General features: G+C 32.3%; 21 protein-coding genes. 3 read left to right on the top strand and 18 right to left on the bottom strand.

Annotated features, from left to right (window positions below; all coding sequences use genetic code 11):
- Window positions 1–121: 121 nt before the first annotated feature.
- The 9 genes from Q0828_RS07755 to Q0828_RS07715 all read right to left on the bottom strand — a co-directional run bounded on the left by Q0828_RS07755 (window position 122) and on the right by Q0828_RS07715 (window position 5,194).
- Complete coding sequence (locus Q0828_RS07755) at window positions 122–541, bottom strand: arsenate reductase ArsC (protein WP_298419311.1); 420 nt, start codon at window positions 539–541, stop codon at window positions 122–124.
- A gap of 175 nt (window positions 542–716) precedes the next feature.
- Entirely contained in the window at window positions 717–1,049 is a 333-nt protein-coding gene (locus Q0828_RS07750) for a metalloregulator ArsR/SmtB family transcription factor (protein WP_298419309.1), read from the bottom strand.
- A 114-nt stretch (window positions 1,050–1,163) separates the two neighbouring features.
- A complete protein-coding gene (locus tag Q0828_RS07745; protein WP_298419307.1) occupies window positions 1,164–1,820 on the bottom strand; it encodes a hypothetical protein in 657 nt (218 codons plus the stop codon).
- A gap of 53 nt (window positions 1,821–1,873) precedes the next feature.
- The gene (locus Q0828_RS07740; protein ID WP_298419305.1) at window positions 1,874–2,260 is read right to left on the bottom strand and encodes a VOC family protein; all 387 of its coding nucleotides are present in this window, start codon (window positions 2,258–2,260) and stop codon (window positions 1,874–1,876) included.
- Window positions 2,261–2,278: 18 nt separating this feature from the next.
- Window positions 2,279–2,794 carry a DUF4199 domain-containing protein gene (locus tag Q0828_RS07735; protein WP_298419303.1) on the bottom strand — a complete coding sequence of 172 codons (516 nt, stop codon included), beginning with the start codon at window positions 2,792–2,794 and terminating at the stop codon, window positions 2,279–2,281.
- A 100-nt stretch (window positions 2,795–2,894) separates the two neighbouring features.
- Window positions 2,895–3,329: a response regulator transcription factor gene (locus Q0828_RS07730; RefSeq protein ID WP_298419301.1), complete on the bottom strand. Its 435-nt coding sequence runs from the start codon at window positions 3,327–3,329 to the stop codon at window positions 2,895–2,897.
- A 1-nt stretch (window position 3,330) separates the two neighbouring features.
- A complete protein-coding gene (locus Q0828_RS07725) occupies window positions 3,331–4,269 on the bottom strand; it encodes a 2-hydroxyacid dehydrogenase (protein WP_298419299.1) in 939 nt (312 codons plus the stop codon).
- A 14-nt stretch (window positions 4,270–4,283) separates the two neighbouring features.
- Window positions 4,284–4,649 (bottom strand): cupin domain-containing protein, encoded by a 366-nt coding sequence (locus Q0828_RS07720; protein ID WP_298419297.1) that lies wholly within the window; start codon window positions 4,647–4,649, stop codon window positions 4,284–4,286.
- Between the two features lie 23 nt (window positions 4,650–4,672).
- Window positions 4,673–5,194: a GNAT family N-acetyltransferase gene (locus Q0828_RS07715; protein ID WP_298419295.1), complete on the bottom strand. Its 522-nt coding sequence runs from the start codon at window positions 5,192–5,194 to the stop codon at window positions 4,673–4,675.
- A 206-nt stretch (window positions 5,195–5,400) separates the two neighbouring features.
- On the opposite strand from Q0828_RS07715, the gene Q0828_RS07710 reads away from it, so the two are divergent.
- Entirely contained in the window at window positions 5,401–5,592 is a 192-nt protein-coding gene (locus Q0828_RS07710; RefSeq protein ID WP_298419293.1) for a class I lanthipeptide, read from the top strand.
- Window positions 5,593–5,918: 326 nt separating this feature from the next.
- The gene (locus Q0828_RS07705) at window positions 5,919–6,104 is read left to right on the top strand and encodes a class I lanthipeptide (protein WP_298419291.1); all 186 of its coding nucleotides are present in this window, start codon (window positions 5,919–5,921) and stop codon (window positions 6,102–6,104) included.
- A 48-nt stretch (window positions 6,105–6,152) separates the two neighbouring features.
- On the opposite strand, the gene mgtE is transcribed toward Q0828_RS07705, so the two are convergent.
- The 6 genes from mgtE to serS form a co-directional block, all read right to left on the bottom strand.
- Window positions 6,153–7,505 (bottom strand): magnesium transporter, encoded by a 1,353-nt coding sequence (gene mgtE, locus Q0828_RS07700; protein WP_298419263.1) that lies wholly within the window; start codon window positions 7,503–7,505, stop codon window positions 6,153–6,155.
- Window positions 7,492–8,274, bottom strand: a complete 783-nt coding sequence (gene rsmA, locus Q0828_RS07695) for a 16S rRNA (adenine(1518)-N(6)/adenine(1519)-N(6))-dimethyltransferase RsmA (RefSeq protein ID WP_298419261.1) — start codon at window positions 8,272–8,274, stop codon at window positions 7,492–7,494. Before rsmA ends, mgtE begins: the two co-directional genes overlap by 14 nt.
- A 13-nt stretch (window positions 8,275–8,287) precedes the next feature.
- Window positions 8,288–8,731 (bottom strand): hypothetical protein, encoded by a 444-nt coding sequence (locus Q0828_RS07690; protein ID WP_298419259.1) that lies wholly within the window; start codon window positions 8,729–8,731, stop codon window positions 8,288–8,290.
- 19 nt (window positions 8,732–8,750) lie between these two features.
- On the bottom strand, window positions 8,751–9,062 hold the full coding sequence (locus Q0828_RS07685; RefSeq protein WP_298419257.1) for a DUF4286 family protein: 312 nt from the start codon (window positions 9,060–9,062) through the stop codon (window positions 8,751–8,753).
- 56 nt (window positions 9,063–9,118) lie between these two features.
- Window positions 9,119–10,903, bottom strand: a complete 1,785-nt coding sequence (locus Q0828_RS07680; RefSeq protein WP_298419255.1) for a tetratricopeptide repeat protein — start codon at window positions 10,901–10,903, stop codon at window positions 9,119–9,121.
- A gap of 402 nt (window positions 10,904–11,305) precedes the next feature.
- A complete protein-coding gene (serS, locus tag Q0828_RS07675; protein ID WP_298419253.1) occupies window positions 11,306–12,577 on the bottom strand; it encodes a serine--tRNA ligase in 1,272 nt (423 codons plus the stop codon).
- Window positions 12,578–12,960: 383 nt separating this feature from the next.
- Here serS and Q0828_RS07670 point away from each other — a divergent pair, with 383 nt between their 5' ends.
- Window positions 12,961–13,758: a hypothetical protein gene (locus Q0828_RS07670; RefSeq protein ID WP_298419251.1), complete on the top strand. Its 798-nt coding sequence runs from the start codon at window positions 12,961–12,963 to the stop codon at window positions 13,756–13,758.
- Window positions 13,759–13,841: 83 nt separating this feature from the next.
- Here the strand turns inward: Q0828_RS07670 and Q0828_RS07665 are convergent, their stop codons facing one another.
- The 3 genes from Q0828_RS07665 to Q0828_RS07655 are packed head-to-tail and all read right to left on the bottom strand — an operon-like array spanning window position 13,842 to window position 15,248.
- Window positions 13,842–14,222, bottom strand: coding sequence for a hypothetical protein (locus tag Q0828_RS07665; RefSeq protein ID WP_298419249.1), 381 nt, complete (start codon window positions 14,220–14,222; stop codon window positions 13,842–13,844).
- Window positions 14,212–14,595: a DoxX family protein gene (locus Q0828_RS07660; protein ID WP_298419247.1), complete on the bottom strand. Its 384-nt coding sequence runs from the start codon at window positions 14,593–14,595 to the stop codon at window positions 14,212–14,214. The genes Q0828_RS07665 and Q0828_RS07660 overlap by 11 nt, the downstream gene beginning before the upstream one ends.
- Window positions 14,592–15,248 carry a peroxiredoxin-like family protein gene (locus Q0828_RS07655; RefSeq protein ID WP_298419246.1) on the bottom strand — a complete coding sequence of 219 codons (657 nt, stop codon included), beginning with the start codon at window positions 15,246–15,248 and terminating at the stop codon, window positions 14,592–14,594. The genes Q0828_RS07660 and Q0828_RS07655 overlap by 4 nt, the downstream gene beginning before the upstream one ends.
- Window positions 15,249–15,273: the final 25 nt, after the last annotated feature.

Genomic DNA, 15,273 nt, shown 5'->3' with positions numbered 1-15,273 from the left:
ACTAATTCCGATCAAAAATATTTTAATTTTCGCAGGAAAAGAAGCTTTTTAGTCGAAACCATACATTTCTATTAACAGTTATGCTAGAAAATTAACTTTTAGAGAACAACTTATAGCTAAATTAAGACAATTCTGTAGTTACAAACTCTTCACAAAACGCTTTAATTTGTGTCCTTGTTTTCTTAAAAGCATTAAAAATTTGTTCTTCAGAACCTGTTACTTTTGATGGATCAGAAAAATTTTGGTGAATCCGTTTGGCGTTTTTACTTGGAATATATGGGCAGTTTTCATGTGCATGATCGCATACCGTAATGATGAAGTCAAAATCGATAGTAAGATATTCAGAAACGTTATTTGATGTATTTTTAGAAATGTCAATACCATCTTGTTTCATAATGGCAACTGCTTGCAGGTTTAAGCCATGAGTTTCAACTCCAGCACTATAGATTGTGGCTTTTTCTTTGGCAAAATGTGTTAGATATCCATCTGCCATTTGACTTCTGCAAGAGTTCCCTGTGCAAAGTACAAGTACATTTTTCATAATTTTATGGTAGGTTTGTTATTAATGATTGAAGAACATACAAATGCATCAGTAAGGAGTCTTCAAAAATTAATTATTAATCTACACAAAAGTAAGTAGAAGTGTTTTTATAGTATTTACTTTTTCGACAAAATACTATTATTTAACATTGTTATGAAGTGAAATTAGTGTTTAACTAGCTTTTAGACTGGCAGTTAACTTGAATTTTAACAAAGAAATCGTTGATCGTTCTACGGTATTGATTTAAAAGTTCTGTATCAATTGCATAGAATATATTTTTCCCTTTATTTTTTTGTTTGAGCAATTTTATTCTTTTGATCTCTGAGAGATGTTGCGAAACTGTTGGTTGCGCCAAACCTGTAGCTTTTACCAATTCGTTACAATTGCAGTATTCATTTTTGCTAATATGTTGTAAGATGGAAATTCGAGCAGGATGTCCTAAAACTTTAGTGATAAGTGCCGTTTCATTTTGATAGTCATCAAAGATGTGATTTTTTGTAATTCCCATAAATTTAGATTAGAATGTAATATTACAATAAAGATAAAAAAAAGCTGGAAATGTTTCCAGCTTTTCTGCTTTTTTATTTTAATGAACATCAATTTTGTTCAATTAAAGTATTTGTTACCTGCCGAATAATCGTTGAAAGAAACTTTTTGTTTTTTTAGTTGTTTCTTCAATGGTTTCTTTGGCTTCTTCTGCCAAATCTTCCAAACGTTCACCAGCTTCTTCAGCAAACTCGCTTACTTTTTCCTTTACATCTTCATAAGTTTCTTTGACTTCTTCGCCAATTTCACTCGCTTTTTCTTTGGCAACTTCTGTGTATTCTTCAATTTTTTCCTTGGCTTCACCTGCAAATTCAGTAGCTTTTTCTTTCGCATCACCAAATGCTTCTTTTGCGTCTTCTGCAAAGTCAGCTGCTTTTTCTTGTGCTATGTCTGCGTATTCTTCAATTTTTTCTTTAGCTTCACCTGCAAATTCGGTTGCTTTTTCTTTTACATCACCAAAGGTTTCTTTCGCGTCTTCAGCAAAATCGGCTGCTTTTTCTTTTGCGACATCAGCATATTCGCTAATTTTTTCTTTAGCTTCACCTGCAAATTCAGTAGCTTTTTCTTTTGCATTTTCAAATGCTTCTTTCGCTTCGCCTTTAATTTCTTCAGCTTTACTTTCGGCTGCTTCCGAAGCTTCTTTAACTTCTTCTTTTACATCATCAACTACATTTTTAGTAGTTTCTGCAGTGTCTTCTATTTTTTTGTCTAGTTCCTTGTTTTCTTCACTCATGATTCGGTTTTTTCTGATTGTAGTTCTAAAAATAAAGTTTTTTTTTGAATTTTTTACTTAAAAGCATCATCCTTAGGTTCCCATAGTTCTATTTTATTCCCCTCAGGATCAAGAATCCAACCAAATTTACCATATTCATACTCTTCTATATCACCAACAACTGTTACTCCTTCTTCTTTTAAAACTGCTAACAATTCTACTAAATTTTCAACTCTGAAATTCATCATGAATTGTTTTTCACTAGGCTTAAAATAGGTAGTATCTTTTGCAAACGGACTCCATTGTGTAGAACAATCGTTTCCATCTTTATCTTTCCACCAAAATGTACATCCGTAATCATCTACAGGTAAACCTAAGTGTTTTCCATACCAGTTTTTGAGCCCTTTTGGATCTTCAGTTTTAAAGAAAAATCCGCCTAAACCTGTTACTCTATTTTTCATCGTATCGTTATTTTGTAGTTATTCTTTTTTATGTAATAGTAATGCTGAAAGTAATGAAATGATAACGCCAATTACAAAAACCATCATTGTCATTATAAAAAATACGACTATTGGGTTTTCGAAGGCTTCACTTTGCTTTTGAAGTGATAGTTTTTCAAATTTTATATCTTCTAATGATAAATCGGTTCGCGCATCTAAAAGATCGTAATTGTAAGCCAAATATTGTTCTGAAAACTCAGGATTGATTTTTGTAATGTATATAACATCTATAAGTCCAAAACCAATTGCAGTAAATATGGAAATTAGTGCACCTACTATAAAAGCCGTTTTAAAACTGATTTCTCCATTGAGTTCGTGATCTCTATAATGTTTTATTCCAAAATAGACAAAACTTAATGAAGCTACCATAGTGGCGTATCCAACAATTTTTTGTGTTTTAAATGAGAGACCTTGACCAAAATATAATGCGATAAAGAATAAGATAGCGGCTGTTAAGAAACCATAGAATCCATATCTAAGTACAGTGTTTTTCATATGTTAGAAAGTTTTAAAATTGAACACTTCAAATGTATGATGATGTTGTAAACTACTACTCATACGAAAGTACCAATTTGATCATACTAAGGTAGTAATTTTAGGAAATTGGTAATATTTCCAACTCTTTCGCTTTTTGAATAGCCTGTGTCCTGCGTTTTACATCAAGTTTTGAATACACCTTAGAAACATGCGTTTTTATAGTACTTTCGGAGATAAATAGGAGTGAAGCAATTTCTTTGTTTGTATGTCCTTGTGCCAATTTACATAAAACTTCATATTCGCGTTTACTTAATCCTAAAGCTTCAATTTTTGTGTAATTAACTTTTTCATTGGCTATAGTTGATTCTGTAACTTTTTTAGAAGTTTCTTTTTGTTTGTTGATGTAAATGCCAATGAATAAAAAAATGATTGCAATTGTTGCAATTATAAATTCCAACGATGAATTCCCTTGCATGATGGAAAATTTGCTGAGTTGGAATAATATCAGCAATGCAATGATTAAAGTTGTGAAAATGAAAATTGTCTTTTTCATTTTAATGAAAGTGTCCTTTGAATTTATCCACAATGGTTTGTGCTAGTTTTTCCTTACTTTCTTTTGTCCAACCGGCAACATGTGGAGATAGTAATACGTTTTTAGCTTGAATTAGGTATTGAAAAGCAACTGGCATTTGATCGTCATGGAATAGATTTTCAAATGAACTTTTTTCATATTCTAATACGTCTAAACCTGCACCTAAAATTTTTCCAGTTTGTAATGCTTCCACTAAATCTGTTGTTACTACACTTTTTCCACGTGCTGTATTGATCAACCAAAACGGATGTTTGAATGCTTTTATGAATTTTTGATCAATCATATTGATCGTCAGTGGTGTTTGTGGAGTATGTAAACTCAAAACTGTACTTTTCTCCTGCAATTCTGAAAGAGAAACTTGTATAGCATTTTCATCTGCTATGTTTTCTTTTAAATCATAAAATATGACATCAACATCAAAACCACGTAGTTTTTTTGCAAATGCTTTTCCCATGTTTCCATATCCAATAAGTCCAACAGTTTGTCCGTCTAATTCAAAACCTCTATTAGCTTCGCGCAGCCATTTTCCCTCTCTAACTTCACTATCTGCTTTGTTAAATTTGTTAAATAGTGAAAGAATCATTCCAAGTGTATGTTCTCCAACTGCATTTCGGTTTCCTTCAGGAGCAGAAATAAGTTTGATACCTTGTGTTGAGGCGAAATCACAATCAATATTTTCTAAACCAGCGCCAACTCTTCCAATAAATTTTAAGTTGGTTGCTTTTGCTAAAAAAACTGCATCAATGCGAAATCGACTACGAATGATAAAACCATCGTAGGTATGAATTTTTGCTTCAATTTCAGCTTTAGAGGACGTGTAATCTTCATGATTTGTATGACCTAAATCTGCTAATTGTGAAATGAGTAATGGATGATTTTCATCAAGATGTAAGATCTTCACAGGAAATGTTTTATTTAAATTTTAGGATATTCAGTTTGTGTTTTTTCATGTTGTACATTACCAGTATGCGCTGTTGATAGTTTTTCAAATAGTAACAAATGCACTTCTTCACCATCTTTAGTTGCTGGACAATGTTCTACTCCTTTTGGAACCACGATCAATTCGCCTTCATTTAAGGTGACTGTTTTGTCGCGAAACTTCATATATAAGGTTCCTCTGACTACTTGAAATAATTCATCTTCATTTTCATGCGAATGCCATACAAATTCGCCTTGAATTTTTGCCAAAATCACTTGCATGTCGTCAACTATAGCAATTTGATGTGGATGCCATTGCTTATTAACGAGACCTAATTTTTCTTTGATATTGATTGCTTTCATGCAACTAAATTACGAGGAATTTTTTAGAAAGTTTTCATCATAATGTTAAAAACGAAATCTTCTTTTCCGATGGTGAATGATTGTGTATGATGTTTATGAAAGTCTTGTGCTTTATAAAAATTCAATGCATGTTGGTCAGTGTGGAGTTCTTTGAGCCAAATACGTTTGATGCTGAGTTTTTGAATTTCTTCAAAAAAATCTATTTTTAGTTTTAAACCGTTTCCTTCCAAAATATAATCTTTTAGGATATACAGTTTTTGAAGTTCAGCAGCTTCAATATAGTCTGTATCGGGAACAGGAATGTCTTTTTTTAATTTTGCATATCCTACAGGAAGTGTTTGTGCATAGGCAATCCAAAAAACATTTTCTTTCTTTAGAAGTGAATTCCTCATCTTTTCTATGGAAAATTTTTTATCAATATACTGTCGGAGTTCTTCTTCGGAAACAAATAAATTACCGAAAGATTCAGAAAAGTTAATTTTTGCCAATAATGATATAAATTTTGCATCAGCGGGAATCGCTTTTCGTATAATATGATTTTCCATTCCTTTTTGAACCTTGGATTCGATAATTGCAGGTTAGTTTTTTATTCTATACAATTGAATTTCAGTGTGTTATGTTATTTCGAAGATCTGATTAAAATGCTGATTTTCAGTCCTTTAATTCGATAATCGCCGTTTGCTTTCTTTTTTTTACTGTAAAAATAGCACTTCTTTTGATTCAACATTAACGATTTAAAAATTATAATATTATGAAAAAACAGAACAAAGGTTTAAAATTAAACAAGTCAGTAGTTTCAGAATTAAGTTTAGAGAACGCTGGAGAAGTTAAAGGTGGAAAAACAGGAGCAGGAACATTTTGTAACACAAATCAGCCTGGATGTTTAACAGGTTGGGGATGTCCTTTAACGCAATGGAATTGTCCTCGTACAATTGACTGTTAGTATTTAGTTAGAATAACTAACATGTAAACTAATTTGTAAAAGGCGGATTTTGATTCATTTTTTACATTATTAATTTATTATATGTAATGACTATTGTCAAATTATATATTATCCTAATTTCAGTTACTAGATGATGGTTGTGTACTATTTTAACAAACGAATACATTAAAAACCACAATTATTCTCATGACAGAAACTAGGTTTTAAAAGCGAACTTTTATGGTTCGCTTTTTTTATGTAATGTTAAAAAGATTATAAATATGGGAATACCGTAAAATAAAATTCTCTTTCTTTTTTAAGTTTATGATAATCAAAAAATATATATCATGAAAAAAAGTTTAAAAACATTATCATTAAACAAAGCTGTCGTTTCAGAATTAAACGCGCAAAACTCGAATGCTGTTAAAGGAGGAATGACTGTAAAAACACAGGCAGATACGTTGTGTACTAGTAATGCCATTATTTGCCATCCTTCAATCAATTTCTCATGCGACAGTTTATTTGTGTGTTAAAATTGACAGGAAATAATAGTAAGATAAGCGAGCTTTGGTTCGCTTTTTTTAGATACCAATAATAAGTTTGGCAATCATAAAGTAGATTAAAATTCCGAAGATATCATTGCTGGTAGTAATAAATGGACCAGTAGCAATGGCAGGATCAATACCGCGCTTGTCTAAAAATAAAGGAATAAATGTTCCTATAATTCCTGCAACAATAATAACAATAACCAAAGAAGCCGAAATTGCTAATGCTGAAAGGTAATTTTCTTTCCATATGGAAACTACAACAAATAGTATAATTGCTAATATAATCCCGTTTAGTGTGGCTAATAACATTTCTTTTATCAGGCGATTATTGATGCTTCCTTTTAAGTCGTCGTTTGCTAATCCTTGCACAATAATAGCGCTCGATTGTACACCAACATTTCCAGCCATAGCAGCGATTAAAGGTGTAAAGAAAAATAGGATTGCATGTTTGCTAATCATTCCTTCAAAGCCTTCCATAATAGCTGCAGCGCCAATTCCGCCAAGTAATCCTAAAAATAACCAAGGTAAGCGTGCACGTGTAAGTTCCCAAATACTATCATCGGCCTCTACATCTTGTGTAATACCTGCCGCTAATTGGTAATCTTTTTCAGCTTCTTCTCTAATGACATCTACAATATCATCAATAGTAATACGACCAACCAAACGTTTCATTTCGTCAACTACAGGAATGGCTTCTAAATCATATTTAGACATTACTTTAGCAACGTCTTCCGCTTTGTCATCAACATTTACATAATCAACTTTCGGAATGTAAACATCTTTAATATTAGTTCGTGTAGACGTTGTTAATAAGTCTTTTAATGACAATCTTCCTTTGAGGATATCTTCATCATCTACTACATAAATAGAATGCACACGTGTAACTTCTTCTGCTTGTTTTCGCATTTCTTTTACACAGGTAAGTACATTCCAGTTTTCGTTTACTTTTACCAGTTCTTTTGCCATTAAACCACCAGCAGAATCTTCATCATAACGAAGTAATTCTACAATTTCTTTGGCATGTTCTCTGTCTTCTAATTCGGAGATTACTTCTTGCTTTCGTTTATCAGAAAGTTCCGAAATTATATCAGCCGCATCATCGGTATCGAGTTCGTCAATTTCTTCGGCAATTTCTTTGGCAGAAAGATTTTTAAGTATTTTTTCACGAACATCATCATCGACTTCTGTTAGAACATCAGATGTTTTTTCGCTATCAAGTAGTTTGAAGATATATGTAGCTTCATTAAGATTTAGTTCATCAATAATCTCTGCAATATCCGCATAGTGAAGCTCTTCTAGTAATTCTAGAAGTAACGAATCTTTTTTTTGCTCAATGTGCTGTGCTACTTGCGCAATGAGTTCATCACTGAGTTTAAATGGAATCATTTGCTATCTTGATGGTTAAATCTACGAATCCTTGAACAGGTAATTGTTCAGGTCGAAGCCCAAAGATAGTATCTTCTTTTAAATTATCGGAAAGATTGAATGTTTTTAAACTGTTACGAAGTGTTTTTCTTCGTTGTTGAAAAGCTGTTTTGACCACTCTGAAGAATAGTTTTTCATCACACGGAAGTGTATAGTTTTCTTTTCGAATGAGTCGCATTACGCCTGAATCTACTTTTGGTGGTGGATTGAATACATCTGGCGGAACCGTAAATAGATATTCAGCAGTGTAAAAAGCTTGTGTTAATACAGAGAGAATTCCATAGGTTTTGTTTCCATGTGGAGCGCAAATACGTTGTGCTACTTCTTTTTGAAACATGCCGCTAAATTCTGGAATTTGATCGCGCAATTCTAGGGTTTTGAATACAATTTGCGTAGAAATATTGTATGGAAAGTTTCCAATAATGGCAAATGGTTCCTGCTTGAATGTTTGTGATAGATCGTATTTTAAAAAATCTTTTTCAATAATTCGATCAGAAAGTTGCAAATAGTGTGCTTGTAAATAGGTAACAGATTCTGTGTCAATTTCACATACATACGTTGTAATTGGCTTGTCTAACAAGTATTTTGTTAATACACCCATTCCTGGGCCAATTTCCAAAACGTTTTTATAATTGTTTAACGTAAGCGTATCTGCAATTCGTTGGGCAACTTCTTCATCCTTTAGAAAATGCTGTCCTAAGTGTTTCTTTGCTCTTACTTTATCTGTCATTTGCTAGGTTTCGTTAGTTCGCGGCTTCTATTTGACGAATGATGATTGATTCAATTTCGTTTCTATCTCTTTTAGAAAACCACGACAATTCAATGTCCAATTGTTTTCCATCGTGAGAAATTATATAAGGTTCGCTTCCGCCTCTGCCTTTATGATATGATTTTATTTCAGAAAAGTCTCTTTTAAAACGATTTGTTCTGAGTGTTTTATCATTAATGGTAACTTGCGGTTTTCCTCTGACAATTACTAAAAGGATAGCAAGAAATAAAATAAGCCCAACAATTGAATTTAAAACATATTCTGTGATGACCATATTTTTTCGCAATGATCTACTAATTTTTTCAGCGATAAGATCTGATACTTCCGTTATGAAATAAAACGCTAATCCAAGTAAAATAACAATGAATAGTATTTTGATAAAGTATAAAAATTGCGAATAATATCTTTTCTCTTTCATATCCTTAGTAAAACATCAATTAGGCAGTAAAGTCTTTGATTACTTTTAATTCAGTGCGGAAGGCAAGCATTTTATCACCAAACTTTTTTAGACCATCTTCTCGTAATTTAGGAGCATCTTCTTTGTAATATGCTTCTATATTTTCTTTTAATGTTGCTGTGTATTGTACAGCGTAAGTTGTTCCCATTTCTTCTTCTACCAACACTTGTACAAGTCGGGCATTTGTAAATTTTCCTGTTGCTAATACATCAGGAATGTGTGCTTCTATCCAAGTTAAAAAATCTTGTTGGATACTATCATCAACGTTTATGGTAACATTATAAATGTACATAGATTTATTTTGTAATTATACTGCAAAATTACGCTTTTTAAATGTATTTATTACAGTTAATTTATATTGTCGCCACGAAGTTTCCGATAAGCTTTTTGTGCTTCTACATAATGAATACTGTCTTGATGATTAAAAATGATTTCTTCAAAGTAATCTTTTGCAGTGTCAGGATCATCAAATTGATTTAGATATAGTTTTGCCATTGCAAAATAGGCATCATCTACTAAGATATCATCTTTGAAAAACTGAATAATTTTTTTGTAGTTTAAACGTGCTTTGTCAAATTCTCCTCTTTTTTCATAGAGTCCAGCTTGCATTAACAAGGCTTCATCTTCAATTTTTTCACCTTTATGATTTTGCAAAATTTCTTCCAATTTACTAATGGCTTCCGTATCTTTTAATTGATACGCTAATAAATCAGCTTTCGCATATTTTTTTAATGCCGTTTGTGTAGAATCTTCTAAAGAATTGTCCGAGATAATCAATTTCAGTTTTAAAGCATCATTTGCAATTAATTGAGAAACTGAAGATTTTAATACTTTCAGTTGTGTTTCTGCCCATGCAAAATCACCTTTATAATAACTTGTACGTGCAACTCTGTAGCGTGCGTCTTGTCCAATAACATCATTTTTTAATGCTTTTTGAACTTGCGAAAAGTATATTAATGCTTGGTTGAATTGCTCTTGGTATACTAAAATATCTCCAAGTGCGAGCTTAACAGTTGCTAATTGACGTTTGTTTAGTGGTTGTTGAACCGTTTCTTTTAAATATGCAATGGCCGCATCTGGCTGATTTTTCTGAAAAGCCATAAAATTTGCATAATCGCGCTGTAGCAAAACTGTTCTATAATCACGCGGATATTCAGTGAATAGGTTGTCAAATCGTTTTTGGATTTCATTGTAGTTTCCATCAGTTACTGCTTCAATATCAAGTTGTATGATTAGTTGCGAAGCACGAATAATAGTTTCGTTTTGACTAGATTTTTCAATGATATACGTTAATACTTCACGTGCGGTTTCATTGTCATTATCTTCCATACTCATACGCGCCAAGTCAAAAATACGTTGCAAGGAAGCCTCACCTTGCATATAAATTGCTTTTTCTTGTATAAAAGCTCTTTTGTATTGTTTTTGTTGAATAAATAACCAACTTAATAGCTCATTCCATAATAAATCAGGTTGTTGTTGATTGCGTTTTAGTAATATTTTTCGAAATAAAATATTGTTTTCATCATTTGGGTCATTTCGTAAAAACTGACTAATAATTCGTTGTGCATATCCTTTTTGTTCTACGCGATTTTTGATTAAATCTAAATACGTAGAAAACATTTTTTCAACTTCCCCTTTTTCCCCATAAATTCTGGCAATATTAGTTAAGAAATTATAGTTAGGATTGGCAACACGTGCTTGTTGGTATACCTTCAAGGCATAATCAAGTAATGATTTTTTTTCAAAAGACCGGCCAACAATGTAAGAAGCAGAGATTTTTGATTCAGTATATTGAACTGCAGTTTCGTAGTATTTTTTCGCGCTAAGCGAATCTCGTTTTAAATCATAATTAAAACCTGTTTCCACTAATAAAATTGGATTCGATTTTGGTTTTTGAATTGCCTCAAGTAATAATTTTTCAGCCGAATCAAAATCTTCCATTTGCTGATAGCTATTGACTACTGCAATGAAATAATTTATTTTACGTGGCGATTGTTTGTAGAGTTTTTCAAAAGCGACAATGGCTTTTTTGTATTCGCCTTTTTCATAATATTGGCGTGCTAACGCATCATTTTGTGCAAATGCAGTGCTGTACATTCCCAAACTGATAAGTAAACATAAAATATAGCGCATAAAAAAGCTTTTGTTCAAAGATAACATAAAGTATGTTAAATAAATTGTAATGTTATTAGAAGTTAGGCAGCTAACGCTGTTAGATATTCGGTAGTTACGCTTTTAGATAAACTTCCCAAAATAGAATTTCACTAAAAACAAAATGTCCAAACATTACATTTGGACATTTCTATCAGCTATAATTTCCATAGATTAAAACTATTTAAAACTAGGTTTGGGTGTATAGCATTTTCTGTTTAGCTCTTATATGATACGTACTAGCTATTAATCTATGGATTTACGTAACATATATTGATTTAGATTTGGATGGCAAACATACTTTAATTATCGATTAAAAGCAAAAAAGATCGACAAAATACATTGTCGATCTTTGAGAAAATATGATTTTTATTGCGTATTGTCTTATGATATCATGTCGAAACCTGTGTATTTACGCAATACTTCAGGAATTTCAACTCCGTTTTCAGTTTGGTAATTTTCTAAAATTCCAGCTAAAACTCTTGGCAATGCTAATGCACTTCCATTTAAGGTATGTGCTAACTGCTTTTTACCGTTTTTGTCTTTGATTCTCAGCTTTAAACGATTTGCTTGAAATGCTTCAAAGTTAGAAACCGAACTAATTTCCAACCAGCGATCTTGCGCTGTAGAAAATACTTCAAAGTCATATGTTAACGCTGCAGTAAACCCTAAATCGCCACCACATAAACGTAAAATACGATACGGAAGTTTTAATTCTTCTAATATTTCTTTGATGTGTTCTACCATTCCATCAAGAGCGGCATATGAATTTTCAGGACGTTCTATGCGTACAATTTCTACCTTGTCAAATTGGTGCAAACGATTCAATCCACGTACATGCGCTCCGTAACTTCCTGCTTCACGACGGAAACAAGGTGTGTATCCTGTACAACAAATTGGTAAGCTCTCTGCTTGTAATAATTCATCACGAAACATATTCGTTACAGGAACTTCAGCCGTCGGAATCAAATATAAATTATCACCTGTTACATGATACATTTGTCCTTCTTTATCTGGCAATTGACCAGTTCCAAAACCAGAAGCTTCATTTACCAAATGTGGTACTTGATATTCAGTATATCCAGCAGTTGTATTCTTATCTAAAAAATACTGAATCAAAGCACGTTGCAAACGCGCACCTTTTCCTTTATATACAGGAAATCCTGCTCCAGTGATTTTATTTCCAAGTTCAAAATCAATGATATCGTACTTTTTAGCCAATTCCCAATGTGGTTGTGCGCCTTCATGTAATGTTGGAATATCACCAGCACTGAAAACTTCTTCATTATCATCTTCACTATTTCCAGCAGGAACTAATGTGTTTGGTACGTTTGGAATTGTATATAAAAGTTGTGCAACCGCTTCTTCTTTTTCCTTTAAATCATTTTTTAACGTTTCTGAAGTAGCTTTCAATTGCGTACTTTTTTCACGTAAAATTCCCGCTTTCTTTGGCTCACCACTTTTAAATAATTGCCCAATTTCTTTGGATAATTTATTAGAGGAAGCTAAGGTATTGTCTAGTTCTACTTGCAAACTTCTACGTGCTTCGTCTAGCGAAACTACTTCGTTTACAATTTCAGTAGCATCAAAATTTCTCTTCTTCAACGCTTCGATTACGTGCGCTTTGTTGTCTCTAATAAATTGTAATTGTAACATTTTGTTATGTTTTTGGCGTTTCCTCCGATTTCTCTTCGGTCAGGCTTTCGGCTATATCTTTTATCTTGTTCTCGATACTATTTTGCTTGTTTCGACGATGCTCAACATTACAAGATCACTCAAACTGAAGATAAAAGGATGCCGCCTCTATCCTTAACGCGCTGATTATTGAAGGCACAAAAATAATCAAAAGGATCAAAAAAGTAGTATTTACGCTAAATATTGAATAGGTTTTTTACAATTAAATACTAAACTTCTTTAGCGGAATCATTTTTTTAGAACAAAACAGGGAGTTTTTATTGCGTTTTTATAAAATGTAAATAGCTTGGTTTTCGCAGTGCAACTGCTTTTAGGTTCTTTGTGCAACAATTAATCTAAATGTTATGAAACACTATTTTTACTTGCTTTTTATTGCCGTTTTATTGTCTTCATGTTCTGAGAATTCAGATGATGAACCGCCAACTTCAGGAGCACTTTTAATCAAAGAAATACGAATGATGGCTATAGATCCGGATGATGACGATGAGATCATTACCTATAATTATGAAGGAAACCGTTTGATAGACAGAAGGTACACTGATGGCTCGTTGATGAATGAATATTTATATGAAAATGATAGATTATCCAGAATCAATTTTTATGAAGAAGATGCACCAAATGTGTTACGTGCATTTACCACATTTGCATATGATGGAAGTGGACAACTTACACAATATATTGTGCATGTATATACTTTATTTGGATCAGAGAGTGCTATCAGATCTGAATTGACTTATAATGCAGACGGAACAGAAATTCAATCGAATCAATACATTGGGAATTTTCAAACGCAAACCATAGCAGGCGTATCATTGTCATATACGTTTGCTAATGGAAATTTAATGCGGGAAGATTATGATGTTGCTGATTTTGATACCGATTATTTCTACGACGGTCAAAATGGAATTCATAAAAATATTGAGTTTATCAATATTTTAAATATGCTGGATCAGAATTATGGTGCTTTGGAAGGCGGACAAAATAATCTGATTAAAAAAGATATTCGAACCGGAAGTTCAAATGTATTAACGGAAAGTTATACATATACCTATAATGCACAAGGATATCCTGAAACCGGACAATTTTTAGAAGCCGGGAACGTGTATTATAATCTTCAATTCTCGTATGTGAATGCACAATGATTATAGTTAGTTAAACATCTTTTTTTAAACAAGAAATCACTCTTGTTAAAGAGTGATTTCTTGTTTATATTTCTTTTAATAATTTATAATGTTAGTATAACTTCTCGTGTTACTTGCCAACGGTTATCTTCCCATACAAAATCAATATTTAAATTTATGAGACTTTCCGTGCCTGTCAAATTTACTTTTCTATCCAAAATAACCAAGCCAGTATTTTCTTTTACATGTACATGATGAATTGCTGCCCAAGTATTCAAATCTTGTTCATTATTGGCTTTTTTGGCTTCAAACAATTGTATGAATTCTGTTTTAGTTGCCAACATTTTTTGCTTTTCAGTATCAATCATGATGACTTGTAAATCGTTGTGATATAGTTTATTTAACTTTTCTAAATCAAAACTTGTTCCTGCTTTTATAAGCGTTTCAATAGTTTTTTGTAATCCTGTTGTTGTTTTAGTTGTCATTTTTAACGTGTTTTAAGTTTCCATATATTTTTCTGTCGTATATCCAAGAAATTGTAATAAATACCAATGCAATTCCAGAAAACATATATTCTCCATCTGAAACCATTACATGTGCTACTAAAGCAAGTATTGCATCAAATAAAAATCCGGCGTAAGCCAACTCTTTTAAAAATAAATTCCATTTGGTTGCTACTGTAATCGCACCAGCGATTTTTAAAATAGCCAATGGGTAAATAATCCAAGTAGGAAACCCTAAGTTGTTAAAGAATAATTCTGCTCTTGGGTAATTGAAAATGTACATCATTGCGCCCATGAAAAATAGCAAGCATAAAAATCCTGTTGAAACCCAATATATAATTTTGTCTTTTTTCATAATGTATTGTTTTTAGTTGTTAATATTTCGAGTAGTTTGGTAGGTTCCATGCGTGTCATATAATCTTCTTCAAAGTGAATGAATACAATTTTTTGATTTCGATCAATGACATAAATAGCCGGAACAGGTAATTCATTGTTGTGATTTCCATGAATTTTAGAAAAGTCCATTCCGAAGTTGTCAAATTCTCTTTTGGAAGCGTCATCGAGTTGGAAAACTATTCCCATTGCTTTCATAAATTCAGCATGTATATCTGTAAGAATAGGATAGGAGATCGTGTTTTTTTGAGACGTTTGTGCAGCTAGTTTTGGTAATTCTGCACTGATAGCAATAACATCGGTATTTACTTTTTTAAAATCGCTTCGCAGTCGTTCAAATTCGCGTAATTCCATATTACAATATGGGCACCAACCGCCACGATAAAAGTTAAGGATTAGAAATTCTGTTTGTTGAATTTCTTGTATCTTAACATTAGTTCCATAATAGTCAATTAATGATATGTTCGGAATGGTGTCACCAATTTGTAATGCATTCTGTTTTAGTTTGTCATTTTGAATAGTTTGAATACTATTCGTAAATGTTTCAATGACGGCTTGGGGCATTCGTTCCATTGTAGCGTCACGGACTACTTTTAGTTGTTCTTGTAAAGTCATAGCTTCGTTTTTTTATTGATGCAAA

It is taken from the genome of uncultured Kordia sp., assembly GCF_947496985.1.
In the GTDB taxonomy this organism is placed as follows: Bacteria; Bacteroidota; Bacteroidia; order Flavobacteriales; family Flavobacteriaceae; genus Kordia.
The sequence above is the reverse complement of the archived record's forward strand: the minus strand, read 5'-3'. Positions and strand labels throughout refer to the sequence as shown.

Excerpts from the sequence above, each read along its gene's own strand:
- Q0828_RS07755 (WP_298419311.1), bottom strand. The coding sequence starts at position 541 with ATGAAAAATGTACTTGTACTTTGCACAGGGAACTCTTGCAGAAGTCAA.
- Q0828_RS07750 (WP_298419309.1), bottom strand. The coding sequence starts at position 1,049 with ATGGGAATTACAAAAAATCACATCTTTGATGACTATCAAAATGAAACG.
- Q0828_RS07745 (WP_298419307.1), bottom strand. The coding sequence starts at position 1,820 with ATGAGTGAAGAAAACAAGGAACTAGACAAAAAAATAGAAGACACTGCA.
- Q0828_RS07740 (WP_298419305.1), bottom strand. The coding sequence starts at position 2,260 with ATGAAAAATAGAGTAACAGGTTTAGGCGGATTTTTCTTTAAAACTGAA.
- Q0828_RS07735 (WP_298419303.1), bottom strand. The coding sequence starts at position 2,794 with ATGAAAAACACTGTACTTAGATATGGATTCTATGGTTTCTTAACAGCC.
- Q0828_RS07730 (WP_298419301.1), bottom strand. The coding sequence starts at position 3,329 with ATGAAAAAGACAATTTTCATTTTCACAACTTTAATCATTGCATTGCTG.
- Q0828_RS07720 (WP_298419297.1), bottom strand. The coding sequence starts at position 4,649 with ATGAAAGCAATCAATATCAAAGAAAAATTAGGTCTCGTTAATAAGCAA.
- Q0828_RS07715 (WP_298419295.1), bottom strand. The coding sequence starts at position 5,194 with ATGGAAAATCATATTATACGAAAAGCGATTCCCGCTGATGCAAAATTT.
- Q0828_RS07710 (WP_298419293.1), top strand. The coding sequence starts at position 5,401 with ATGAAAAAACAGAACAAAGGTTTAAAATTAAACAAGTCAGTAGTTTCA.
- Q0828_RS07705 (WP_298419291.1), top strand. The coding sequence starts at position 5,919 with ATGAAAAAAAGTTTAAAAACATTATCATTAAACAAAGCTGTCGTTTCA.
- mgtE (WP_298419263.1), bottom strand. The coding sequence starts at position 7,505 with ATGATTCCATTTAAACTCAGTGATGAACTCATTGCGCAAGTAGCACAG.
- rsmA (WP_298419261.1), bottom strand. The coding sequence starts at position 8,274 with ATGACAGATAAAGTAAGAGCAAAGAAACACTTAGGACAGCATTTTCTA.
- Q0828_RS07690 (WP_298419259.1), bottom strand. The coding sequence starts at position 8,731 with ATGAAAGAGAAAAGATATTATTCGCAATTTTTATACTTTATCAAAATA.
- Q0828_RS07685 (WP_298419257.1), bottom strand. The coding sequence starts at position 9,062 with ATGTACATTTATAATGTTACCATAAACGTTGATGATAGTATCCAACAA.
- Q0828_RS07680 (WP_298419255.1), bottom strand. The coding sequence starts at position 10,903 with ATGCGCTATATTTTATGTTTACTTATCAGTTTGGGAATGTACAGCACT.
- serS (WP_298419253.1), bottom strand. The coding sequence starts at position 12,577 with ATGTTACAATTACAATTTATTAGAGACAACAAAGCGCACGTAATCGAA.
- Q0828_RS07670 (WP_298419251.1), top strand. The coding sequence starts at position 12,961 with ATGAAACACTATTTTTACTTGCTTTTTATTGCCGTTTTATTGTCTTCA.
- Q0828_RS07665 (WP_298419249.1), bottom strand. The coding sequence starts at position 14,222 with ATGACAACTAAAACAACAACAGGATTACAAAAAACTATTGAAACGCTT.
- Q0828_RS07660 (WP_298419247.1), bottom strand. The coding sequence starts at position 14,595 with ATGAAAAAAGACAAAATTATATATTGGGTTTCAACAGGATTTTTATGC.
- Q0828_RS07655 (WP_298419246.1), bottom strand. The coding sequence starts at position 15,248 with ATGACTTTACAAGAACAACTAAAAGTAGTCCGTGACGCTACAATGGAA.